This window comes from Cellulophaga sp. HaHaR_3_176, from assembly GCF_019021925.1.
Classification (GTDB): domain Bacteria; phylum Bacteroidota; class Bacteroidia; order Flavobacteriales; family Flavobacteriaceae; genus Cellulophaga.
This window is the reverse complement of sequence record NZ_CP058990.1, coordinates 2,361,905-2,373,943: the sequence shown is the minus strand read 5'-3', so window position 1 is coordinate 2,373,943 and position 12,039 is coordinate 2,361,905. Positions and strand designations below refer to the sequence as shown.

Below are 12,039 nucleotides of genomic sequence, written 5' to 3'. Positions count from 1 at the left end.
CGGTACGAGTTTTTTAGTTTTATAGAAAATTAAGATTTTATGAAACAGCTATTTTTATCATTCGCAATGTTGTGTACAACGTTGGTTATCGGACAGGCAAATATTAATGATATTTTTGCTGCAGGTGTAAATGATGCCGAGCGATTTACTAATGATTATATGAACCCAGTTTCCGAAGGTATGATTTATAGCATATCAAATGGATGGTACAATTCGGCAAGTGCAAAACCATTAGGTGGTTTTGAGATTTCTATAATAGGAAATGTTTCTCCTTTTAAAGATGAAAAAAAATCATTTGTTTTGAATACATCAGATTATGAGAATATAAAATTTGCTGATGGTAGTGATTCTAAACTAGTTTCGAGTGCTCTAGGAGACTTAGAAGGTATAGGAGTGTATGTAGAGGATGAAGATGGTTTGTTTCGTCAGAATTTTACACTACCATCAGGTTTGTCTGCTGAAGGTGTTAATTTTGTTCCTTCTGCTTTTTTGCAAGCTAGTGTAGGTGTAATTAAGGGAACAGAAATTAAAGCTCGATTTTTACCTAAAATTAGTACAGATGAGGTTGCAGTTGGCTTTTATGGATTAGGTATTCAACACGAATTTACTAGTTTGTTGCCTGTAGATAAAATTTGGCCTGTTGCGATTTCTGGTGTTATAGGGTATACGCATTTAAATGGTAGTTATGATTTTTCTGATACGGATATTATAGCGGGTGAAAATCAAAAAATAGAAACAAGAGTTAATACTTGGAATTTTCAAGCGATAGTTTCAACAAAGCTTCCTGTAATTAACTTTTATGGAGGTATAGGGTATTTGACAGGAAAGTCTAAAACAGATATTTTAGGAACTTATATAGTTCAAGAAGGGCCTTTTCAGCAAACAATAGAAGATCCTTTTTCTTTAAATACAGACGCTAGTGGTGTTACTGCTAATATCGGAACAAAATTGAAACTTGGATTTTTTAGGCTTAATGCAGATTATACAATAGCTGAATTTAATAGTTTTTCAGTAGGTTTAAATTTTGGGTTTAGATAGTATAAAACCACATTATTAAAACAAAAAAAACTCTTAAAGGCAATTAGCTTTTAGGAGTTTTTTTTAGTTAATCTAGTAATTTATGAAATGTTGAGGCTGTTAGCTGTTGAAAATGATTGCAATGAGTTTTCTTGGTGTGATATTGGTTAAGAGAAGGTGATTAGGGAAGTGTTATTTAGCTTTGTTTAGGTGTTCTTAAATCCTTATATGTTTTTACTTTAATTGGTTGATTTATAAAGATTTGTAATATTTACTGTGCTTTTTTTGTAAAAATATAGGGAATAAAAAAAGCCTGAATTTTTAAATTCAGGCTTTTGCATTGAAAAAAAGTTATTTTAATTTTCTCTAATCGCTAAAATATCTCCGTCTGTATGTTGTAGTGTTGAATTAATAAGTTCTACAGTGTCTTCAGGGAAATCTGTTCCAGGATATGTAATGGTATATATACCATCTTCTTGTTGCCATCTAAAATCAGTTTCCACGGTAATGTCGTTTCCTTCATATTGATGATGTCTTCCAAGATATGCATCATTGAAAATCCATTCATATTCTGTTTGAAGTTCAGCTTTTCCGCTAACACTTGTTTCGATAGTGTTAGTCCATATTCCGATAACAGGGTCGTTGTTAATTGGGGCTTTAGCGCAGCTAAAAAATAAAAGCGCAGCACAAAGCACAGTGTAGGGTGTGTACTTGTTCATAATAAGTAGGTTTAATTTGGGACTGTAAACATACGAAAATGAAGTGTTCACAACATTTTTTTTCGATGAAACACTTTAAAATGTAAGAATTTTCGTTAAAATACACTTTTCTTTAACATTAAGTAGGAATGAAGCATCTTTAAAAAATTAACAAAAAGAGAATTTAAAAAGTAAATTTCATCACTAATTTTCTATTTAAATTCAGTATTTTTGGACAAATAAATTCAATAAAAATTATATAAAATGAAAGTTACAGTAGTAGGAGCAGGTGCTGTTGGTGCAAGTTGCGCTGAGTATATAGCAATTAAGAATTTTGCATCAGAAGTTGTATTGTTAGATATAAAAGAAGGTTATGCTGAAGGTAAGGCAATGGATTTAATGCAAACAGCCTCTTTAAATGGTTTTGATACTAAAATAACTGGTATTACTAATGATTATTCTGCTACGGCTGGTAGTGATGTAGCTGTAATTACTTCAGGTATACCACGTAAACCAGGTATGACAAGAGAAGAATTAATAGGTATAAATGCAGGTATTGTTAAAACAGTAGCTTCAAGCCTAATAGAGCATTCTCCAAATGTTATTCTAATCGTAGTTAGTAATCCTATGGATACGATGACTTATTTAGTTCACAAGACTACAAGTATAGCATCAAATAAAATAATCGGTATGGGCGGAGCTTTAGATAGCGCTCGTTTCAAATATCGTTTGGCAGAAGCGTTAGGAGCTCCTATTTCAGATGTAGACGGTATGGTTATCGGTGGTCATAGTGATACGGGTATGGTACCTTTAACGGGGCATGCTACACGTAATAGTATTAAAGTTTCAGAATTCTTATCAGAAGAAAGATTAGAGCAGGTTGCGCAAGATACTAAGGTTGGTGGTGCTACATTAACTAAATTATTAGGTACTAGTGCTTGGTATGCACCGGGTGCAGCAGTTTCGAGTATGGTTCAAGCTATTGCTTGTGATCAAAAGAAAATATTCCCTTGTTCAACATTATTAAATGGTGAATATGGTTTAAGTGATATTTGTATCGGAGTTCCAGTCGTTTTAGGTAAAGATGGTATTGAAGAAATTGTAAATATACCTTTAAGTGATGCTGATAAAGCTAAAATTAAAGAAAGCGCAGAAGGCGTAAAGAAAACTAATGGTTTATTAGAGCTTTAATATGCTTTATTAAATTAAAAAAGACAAGGGCAGTTATCACTTCGGTAGCTGCCCTTACTTATAAATGTAAAAATATATTGTCAATTCTTATCTTAAATGATATATTTGCACGCTTACAAAAAAAACCAGAAATTAATATAGTAACTAATGCAAAATAAAGGACTTATAAAGCTTTTCGCTTTTTTGTTTGGATTGGTGAGTATTTACCAATTGTCTTACACATTCATTACAAACAATGTAGAGAAGAAAGCTGCGGAATATGCAGCAAACAGTATATCTAGTACTGAAGATGATTATTTGAATCGTAGAAAGGATTTGGAAGTCAGTTATTTAGACTCTATCGGAAGTAATTCCATCTTGGGATTTACCGACTATAATGATGCTAAGAAAAAAGAGCTTAATAAAGGTTTAGATTTAAAGGGAGGTATTAATGTAACGCTTCAAATATCTGTAAAAGATATATTGAAAGGTTTGGCTAATAACACTCAAAATCCAATTTTTAATAAAGCTTTAGCAGAGGCAGATACTGCTTCTAAAAATAGTAGTGATACGTATGTAGATCTATTTTTTCAAGCTTTCGAAAATTTAAAAGGTGATACAAAATTAGCTTCACCAGAAATTTTTGCTAATAAAGGTTTAAGTGATGTTATTAATTTTCAGATGACTGATGATCAGGTTAAGCCTATCATTAGAACTAAAATTGATGAATCTATCATATCTGCTTTTGAAGTGTTAAGAGAGCGTATTGATGGTTTCGGGGTAACTCAGCCTAATATTCAAAGAGAAGGAACTTCGGGTCGTATTTTAGTAGAATTGCCAGGAGCTAAAGATATAGCTAGAGCTCAAGAGTTACTTTCAAGTACAGCTCAATTAGAGTTTTGGGAAACATACAGACCAGATAATCAATATTTGAGTAAATTCTTATTTGATGCAAATGAGAAATTGAAAACTATTGTTGATATTGAAAAGCCACAAGTTGAAGATAAGCAAGAGTCTGAAATAGATTCTTTATTATCTGATGTAGCACAAGATTCAATTGATTTTGCTAGTCAAGTAAATCCATTAGGTAATTTATTGATACCAGCAGATCCAAACAGTTATTCTTTTGTTAGAGCACAAACTAAAGATACTGCCCAGGTTAGTGCATATTTAAACATGCCTGAAGTTCGTAGATTAATGCCTAAAGAATTACAATTTGTAAAATTCTTGTGGGAAAGACCTACAGAAGGAGCTGAAGTTGTTGGTCTTTACGCAGTAAAATCTAATAGAACATCTAGTCCAAGAATTAGTGGGGATGTTGTTAGTGATGCTAGTGATGTTTTTGATACTCGTAATAGACCTGCAGTTAGCATGTCTATGAATACAAAAGGAGCTAAAGAATGGGAAAAACTAACTAGTGATGCTAACGTAAATGGTACAGGTATCGCTATTGTTTTAGATAATAAAGTATATACTGCGCCAGGTGTTTCTCAAGCAGGTGGTATTTCTGGTGGACGTTCTGAAATTACAGGAACATTTACAATTAACGAAACTAAAGATATTGCAAACGTTTTAAGGGCTGGTAAATTACCTGCTAAAGCGGAAATTGTACAATCCGAAATTGTTGGTCCTTCATTAGGTCAAGAAGCAATTAGTAGCGGTTTTAATTCTTTTGCTATAGCAATGGTTTTTGTATTGCTTTGGATGATATTTTATTATGGTAAGGCAGGTGCTTTTGCAGATGTAGCTTTATTATTCAATATTTTATTAATATTTGGAGTATTAACAAGTATCAAAGCGGTTTTGACATTGCCAGGTATTGCAGGTATAGTCTTAACGATTGGTATGTCTGTTGATGCAAATGTGCTGATATTCGAACGTATTAAAGAAGAGATAGATAAAGGTAAAGGAAAGTCTTTAGCAATTGCAGATGGTTTTAGCAATGCATTGTCTTCTATATTAGATGCCAATATAACAACAGGTTTAACTGCTGTAATACTTTTCATATTTGGTTCTGGTCCGATTAAAGGATTTGCAACAACATTAATAATAGGTATTATTACTTCATTGTTTACTGCAATATTTATTACACGATTATTAATCGAATGGTATTTATCAGGAAAAGACAGAAGATTAGATTTCTCAACAGGTATTACTAAAAACTTGTTTAAAAATATTCACATTAACTTCTTAGGGAAACGTAAAATTGCTTACATACTTTCATCTGTTTTAGTTTTAATAGGTCTTTATTCATTGTTTTTTGGCCCAGGCTTACAACAAGGTGTAGATTTTATTGGTGGTCGTTCTTACCAAGTTCGTTTTGAGAAGCCAGTAAGTGCTTCTGAATTAGCGGCAGAGTTTAATACAGTTTTCGGTAGTGGAACTAACGTTAAAACTTATGGAGAAGATAATCAAGTAATGCTTACAACGCCTTATAAAGTTGATGTAGAAGGTATTGAAGTTGATGCTGAAATTCAAAATAAATTATTTACAACATTACAAAAGTACCTTCCAGATGGTATAACTTATGATGAGTTTGTAGTTGCTAGTGATACAAAAGCAGTAGGTATTATGAAGTCTACTAAAGTAGGTCCTACAATTGCTGATGACATTAAAAACAATGCTTTTTGGGCAATTATTGGGTCTTTAGCGGTAGTATTCTTATATATATTATTCCGTTTCCGTAAATGGCAATTCTCTTTAGGAGCTGTTGCAGCGGTATTCCATGATGTATTACTTGTGCTAGGTATTTTCTCTATATTTGGTAAAATCATGCCTTTTAATATGGAGATAGATCAAGCTTTTATTGCAGCTATATTAACGGTAATTGGTTATTCATTGAATGATACTGTTGTTGTTTTTGACCGTATTCGTGAAATTATTGCAGAAAGAGGTTGGAAGACAGGGGAAAACACAAACTTGGCTTTAAATAGTACATTAGGAAGAACGTTAAATACGTCATTAACAACTATAATAGTTCTTTTAGCTATATTCGTTTTTGGTGGAGATTCATTAAGAGGGTTTATGTTTGCAATGATCATAGGTGTTGTTGTTGGTACATATTCATCTTTATTTATCGCAACTCCTGTAATGTATGATACATTAAAGAAAAGCGTTCAAGATGGTACTGAAGAAGATGTAATAACTGAATAGTTTATCATCCAATTCAAAAAAAGTAAGCTATCTAGTTTGCTTTTATAAATAAAGAACCCCCAAGAGATTTATCTCTTGGGGGTTTTATTTTGTTGTTATTATCTTATTTAAGATTGATAAGAAGGTAGGTTAAAGATAAAAGAACTTCCTTCTTTCGGTTTACTTAAAACAACAATAGTAGTTTCATGTATATCCATTATTTTTTTTACAATTGCTAAGCCTAAGCCATGGCCTTGCTTACTTGTTTTGCTTACTTGTTTATAACGATCAAAGATATACGGTTGCTCGTTAACAGGAATACCTGTTCCAGTATCAGATATATTTATTTCAATATCATCTGATAGCTTTTTAAGAGATAGTGTTACAGATCCAAAAGGATTTGTATATTTTATCGCATTTTCTATTAAGTTTTGTAGCGCTCTCTCAACAAGGCTGATATCGGCATATACCATGCAATTTTCTTCAGGGCATTCTAACGATAATTTGATTTCTTTTTTCTGTGATATAACCTTGAATTTTGCTATAATATCATAAGAGAGTTCAGTAATTGAAAATGGCTCTTTAATAGGTGTAATTTGTTCGGCTTCTAATTTAGAATACTCGAAGAGTTGATTTATAAGGTTTGAGAGTTTATCTACATTGTTGTGTGTTATTTGTAAATATTCTTCTTTCTGCTTTTCAGATAGTGTTTCTTTTTTTATCTGTAATGTTTCTATATATCCTTTAATAACAGCTAGAGGAGTTCTTAAATCATGAGATACATTAGCAATTAATTCTCTTCTAAGTAAATCAACAGATTTCATTTTATCCATGTTGTCTACGATTGTGTCAGCCATTTCGTTGAAAGAATTTGCGAATATTGCTATATCTGATTTTTCAGAATTCTCAATTCTAGCCTCTAAATCACCTTCTCTAAAACGGATTACTGTATTTGTAATCAATCTTAAATTTTTAGTTAAAAACCAAATACTTAATAAGCCAATGATACCAGCAAAAAGCATGGTTAAAAGAGTTGCTCCTAAACCTAATTGTTTAAAGTACATGCCCAATAAATCTTCGCTAATATGTTGAAAATCTTCGCCAGCTAAAATGATGTAGATATACCCTTTTTTGCCTTGAGTATTGTAGGGTGCTACTGAAAATATTTTTTTTGTACCAGGGTGTTTTGGGTCATCACCTTCAATATACGTACTACCGTTATTTTTAATGAATTGTTTAATGGGCTCTAAAGAAACCTTTTTAGAGGGGGCATTTTTGCTATGATCTAAAACTACAGAATATAAAATTTCACCTACATCATCTAATAAGTAAACTTCGATACTGCGGTTTACTGCCATCATATCATGCATTAAATCGCCAAACAAAAGCTTATTTACGCTTCCATCTTCTAAAAATGGAGATGCGTTTGTGAACTTTTCTTGTATTACATGATTTGCAACGTCGACATTTACTTGTTGAATTGTAGCTCTATTATGTTTGTTTGCATAGTACCCTGTTATAAGAATGTAGGATATACCCATTAATAAAATTAATAAGCCAAATGCAAGCCATAATTTTTTAATTAATTTAGGTGTTAGTGCTTTGCTTTTAGATTTCATGCGGTAAATCTTCGTTAAATTTATAACCTATCCCCCAAGTGGTGAGTATGTAGTTTGGGTTTGCCATATCTGTTTCTATTTTGGCTCTTAGTCTGTTAATATGAGAGTTTACGGTGTGTTCATATCCGCTAAAATTATATCCCCATATAATATTCAGTAATTCTGTTCTCGAATAATTTCTTCCAGGGTTGTTTGCCATAAGATGTAGTAGTTCAAATTCTTTTGGAGAGAGTTCTATTTTTACATCATTAATAAGTACTTTTCTTTTATCAATATCTATTAGCATTCCGTCTACATTAATAATAGAGCTTTCTTTAGTGTTTTGTTTAACAGTATTGCTTCTTCGCATAACTGCTTTTATTCTTGCTAATAATTCTCTAATACTAAATGGTTTTGTCATGTAATCATCAGCACCAATTTCTAATCCTAAAACTCGATCAATTTCTTCTGATTTAGCAGTTAACATTATTATTGGAGTATTTTTTTTGGCTCTCAAATTTTTACAAACTTCAATACCATTCATATTTGGTAATGTTAAGTCTAGTATTATTAAGTCGTAATCATTTTGTAAGGCCATTTCTAGCCCTGTAGCACCATCGGTAGCTTTTGAGGTCTCAAAAATTTGATCAGTAAGATGTATCTCTAAAAGTTTGACTATTTCAAGATCATCTTCTATAATTAGTATTTTTTTCATATTTATATACGAATCAAGTTAAAAAGTATCACGCTAACATCACAACTTAGCTATTTTCACTTTTTGCTTTTTATAATTTAGGTATGTTATTGGTAGTCTTTAATATAGCCTCCTTACAAATAGCTACGAAACTTTATATTATTTCTAATTATAAGCTGTTATTTAGTGCCTTTTTTTAAGTAATAAAGAAGATTGGTAATAGTAGATGTTATTACAATTAGTACTATTAAAATAATTGAGATTTGTACTCTTGGTATAATTAGATAGGTTTCATTAATTAGCTATTTTAAATAGATTTAATGAGTAAAAACTATTTTATCGGTAGAATTTAGTAGCTATAGTTGTTAATGAGCTCAATTGGCTTTAAAACTCATCAAATTTATGCTTAGACATTAATCAGGTATAAAAAAATCTTAAATAATAATTTTTTTTAATTTGTAATGGAGCCTGTGGCACCATTTTCTGTTTTTTGAAGTTCAAATATTTTTTTGGGTTTTAATCCCGGCTCATCTCTATGAGAAACAAAAAGTACTGTAGTAGTACTTTCCTTTGAAATTTTATTGACTAAATCAACAAATAAATATGCACTTTTATCATCTAAGTTTTCAGTAGGTTCATCTAAAATCAATAACAAAGGTTGTTTGATCATAGCTCTTGCAACCATTACTAATCTCTGATTTCCTGTTGTTAAATCAATAAATAAAGAATTTTTTAAAGATTTCATATCTAAGACATCTAGCCATTCATCAGCTAATTTTCTTTGTAATTCTGTAGGGTGTTTATAGAGTCCGATAGAATCGTTTAGCCCAGATATTAGCATGTGTTCAACAGAGTGTAACCCATTAAAATTATGAGTTAAAGTAGGGGAGTAGTATCCTATTTTTTTCTTTATATCCCATATACTTTCTCCTGTACCTTTTTTATTACCAAATAAATATAGCTCTTGGCCATATCCTTTACTGTTTTCTCCTGTTATCATTGATAGCAATGTGGTTTTTCCGCTACCATTTTTGCCTTTAAGCTGCCAAAATTCATTTTGATTAATTGTCCAATTTATATTTTTTAGTATTATCCTATCTTCAAATGAGACAGTGATGTTTTTCATGTCTATTAGAACATCATCTGAATATGTACTTTTATTATGAGGTTTTGGTATGGGTAATAGAAATTCAGTTTTCTTTCGTTTTTCTATTTTTTTTGAGATTAGTAATGTATTGTCTTTGGAAAGTATAAATTGATTTTTTATAAAGCTTAAACTATCATTTTGCCTGCTAATTAAAAGAATCAAACATGTTTTTTCTGAAATAACTTTTAACCTGTCTTTTAATATTTGTACTGATGATATATCTAGGTTATCAAATGGACTATCTAAAAGAATAAAATCTGGTTTTTGGGATAAGATGTGTTCTAAAACTATTTTTTTCTGTTCACCACTAGACATTGATTTCAAAGATTGTGATGTATTTTTTGTGGCAATTTTAATATCATGAACCTCTTCTTCAAAAATTAAATCATTAATTTTTGACTTGTTAAGTACGTCTCCTTTTAAATTTTTTAAAGAAACAAGCAGTTCAGGTAATTCACCTTTTAAAATAAGTGTTGTAAATAAATTAATGTTTGATTCGTTATCCGTATAAACTATATAATGTTGAGTATTGTTCATTTGTATAAGTTTTGCATGAGTAGTATTAGAATTGAACTCTGTAGATATATACAGGATTGTTGTTATATGAAGTTTTGTAATCAATAACCATTTTGTTTTGCAACGCTACTTTTTGAGAAGGTATATTTGTGATGCTAATTATTGAAATTAAAGAAGAAGATAATTTATACTCAGTGGTATATATTTTACACTGTATAGCGGCTTCAGTTGCAAAACCTTTTTTCCAATATTTTGGCAGTAAAGAGTATGCTATCTCAAGCTCTTGCTTGCCATCAATTTCTTGAATCAATAATCCGCATAAACCTATAAATTCTTTTGTATCTTTTTTTAGTAAAGCTAGTTTGCCTCCTAAGTTATTTTTGTATCGATAAAATGTTCTGTCAAAATCAACTTTACAAGCATCAACGGGATTTGTTGGTATTCCTTCCCAATGTTGTGAGGTTCTTTTGTCTTCATGAAAAGGAAGCCATAATGAAAAATCATCAGGAACTAGTTTTCTGAAAACAAGTCTTTCAGATTCTATGTTATCCATTAAATAATTCATCAAAAAAACATCAGAATTATATTTTTTTAAAAGAAATACTATCTTTTACCTCAAGTAATAATTTTTCTGAAATACCAGCATTAAGTTCTAGAACATATTTTACAGGTACTTGAGATGATAAACCAGTTTCATTAAAAGGCTTTGCGTTTTCTTGAAAACTTGCAATGTGCATATTCTCATCAATAAAAACAAGATCTAAAGGTATTTCAGTATTTTTCATATAAAATGAATGCATAGCTACATCAGGAAAAACGAATAACATACCTCTGTTTGCTTTCATTGATTTTCGGTACATTAATCCTGTGCTAGTTTCGTATTCCGTATCTGCAATTTCAATATCAAAAGAGCCGATTATAGAATCTGTTTTTGCTTTGTAAATAGTAAGCTCTCCTTCTTTTTTGAATTCGACAGTAACAGTTTCTACTTTGTTTTTTACTTTTTCTTTACAAGAAGTGAAGCAAACTATTGTAATAATTAAAAGAGATGTAAATAATTTCATTATGCTCTTGTTTTAGTAGGGCGGAACATGAAGTAGAGACCAATTAATACAAAAGGTACACTTAGCCATTGACCGATAGAAAGTATTTGCATAGATTCATCTAATGAGTTTTGGCGTTCTTTTACAAACTCTACAAAGAATCTGATACTCCATAATAAAACTAAAAATAAACCAAATAAATAACCAGGCTTGTCTTTTTTGTCAGTCTTCCAATATAATAGATAAAGAATGATAAAAACAAAAATATAACAAATACCTTCGTATAGTTGTCCTGGGTGTCTAAAAGGAATTTGCTCTAAAATGGATGCAAACTTAGGATTGTTCTCTATAAGTTCATACGCTACATTAGCTGTTTTTGCTTTTGTAATTGCCATGGCCTTATAAGCAGGCAGATCATCTGAATTACGAATAAATCGAGTCGCAAAAATAAAAGATTCCTCAACAGGTTTACCTACAATTTCAGAATTAAAAAAATTACCTAAACGTACACAGAAAGTACCAATTGCTGATGCTACCACTGCACGGTCTAATAACCAAAGTAATTTTATGTCTTTATATTTTCTTGTAAAAAGGTAAAGGCCAACAATAGCGCCAATTGTAGCTCCGTGACTCGCTAAACCAGTAAAGCCAGTAAATTCATAGCCATTAATAAAGCCAAATAAAGTTTCGTTAGCATTTTCTCGAATAGGTAGTAAAATTTCTAATAAGTGATTCTTGTAATAGTCCCAGTCGTAAAAGAAAACATGGCCTAGTCGAGCACCTAGCATTATAGATACGACACAATGAATAAAAAGGGAGTCTAGCTGCTCCATAGTTTTTTTCTCACGAAGAAAAATTTTCTTCATAACAAGCCAACCAAGAGCAAAAGCGGCAATCCATAATAGATTGTAATATTTAATTTGAATAAACCCAATATTAAAAAGAGTTCCGTCTGGATTCCAGTTGATTCCTAAAAAGTGCATTCTTGTATTTTTTTATTAGGCTAAGATAACAAAATACAAGC

The 12,039-nt window shown here is 31.0% G+C and carries 10 protein-coding genes; 3 read left to right on the top strand and 7 right to left on the bottom strand.

Annotated elements, in window-relative coordinates; translation table 11 throughout:
- Positions 1–39: 39 nt before the first annotated feature.
- Positions 40–1,038 carry a DUF6588 family protein gene (locus tag H0I23_RS10420; RefSeq protein ID WP_216783243.1) on the top strand — a complete coding sequence of 333 codons (999 nt, stop codon included), beginning with the start codon at positions 40–42 and terminating at the stop codon, positions 1,036–1,038.
- A gap of 335 nt (positions 1,039–1,373) precedes the next feature.
- Here H0I23_RS10420 and H0I23_RS10415 read toward each other — a convergent pair whose 3' ends face one another.
- Positions 1,374–1,736, bottom strand: coding sequence for a hypothetical protein (locus H0I23_RS10415; protein ID WP_216783242.1), 363 nt, complete (start codon positions 1,734–1,736; stop codon positions 1,374–1,376).
- A gap of 243 nt (positions 1,737–1,979) precedes the next feature.
- Between H0I23_RS10415 and H0I23_RS10410 the strand changes: the two genes are divergently transcribed.
- Positions 1,980–2,906 (top strand): malate dehydrogenase, encoded by a 927-nt coding sequence (locus H0I23_RS10410; protein WP_216783241.1) that lies wholly within the window; start codon positions 1,980–1,982, stop codon positions 2,904–2,906.
- Between the two features lie 147 nt (positions 2,907–3,053).
- Positions 3,054–6,038: a protein translocase subunit SecDF gene (gene secDF / locus H0I23_RS10405; RefSeq protein ID WP_216783240.1), complete on the top strand. Its 2,985-nt coding sequence runs from the start codon at positions 3,054–3,056 to the stop codon at positions 6,036–6,038.
- A gap of 107 nt (positions 6,039–6,145) precedes the next feature.
- Here the strand turns inward: secDF and H0I23_RS10400 are convergent, their stop codons facing one another.
- From H0I23_RS10400 to lgt, 6 genes are all read right to left on the bottom strand, one after another.
- Positions 6,146–7,636 carry a HAMP domain-containing sensor histidine kinase gene (locus H0I23_RS10400; protein ID WP_216783239.1) on the bottom strand — a complete coding sequence of 497 codons (1,491 nt, stop codon included), beginning with the start codon at positions 7,634–7,636 and terminating at the stop codon, positions 6,146–6,148.
- Complete coding sequence (locus H0I23_RS10395) at positions 7,626–8,330, bottom strand: response regulator transcription factor (protein WP_216783238.1); 705 nt, start codon at positions 8,328–8,330, stop codon at positions 7,626–7,628. The genes H0I23_RS10400 and H0I23_RS10395 overlap by 11 nt, the downstream gene beginning before the upstream one ends.
- A 430-nt stretch (positions 8,331–8,760) precedes the next feature.
- The gene (locus tag H0I23_RS10390; protein WP_216783237.1) at positions 8,761–9,993 is read right to left on the bottom strand and encodes an ATP-binding cassette domain-containing protein; all 1,233 of its coding nucleotides are present in this window, start codon (positions 9,991–9,993) and stop codon (positions 8,761–8,763) included.
- A 25-nt stretch (positions 9,994–10,018) separates the two neighbouring features.
- The gene (locus H0I23_RS10385) at positions 10,019–10,525 is read right to left on the bottom strand and encodes a GNAT family N-acetyltransferase (RefSeq protein WP_254073589.1); all 507 of its coding nucleotides are present in this window, start codon (positions 10,523–10,525) and stop codon (positions 10,019–10,021) included.
- 28 nt (positions 10,526–10,553) lie between these two features.
- Positions 10,554–11,036, bottom strand: a complete 483-nt coding sequence (locus H0I23_RS10380; RefSeq protein ID WP_216783235.1) for a DUF192 domain-containing protein — start codon at positions 11,034–11,036, stop codon at positions 10,554–10,556.
- Positions 11,036–11,998, bottom strand: a complete 963-nt coding sequence (gene lgt / locus H0I23_RS10375) for a prolipoprotein diacylglyceryl transferase (protein ID WP_216783234.1) — start codon at positions 11,996–11,998, stop codon at positions 11,036–11,038. Before lgt ends, H0I23_RS10380 begins: the two co-directional genes overlap by 1 nt.
- Positions 11,999–12,039: the final 41 nt, after the last annotated feature.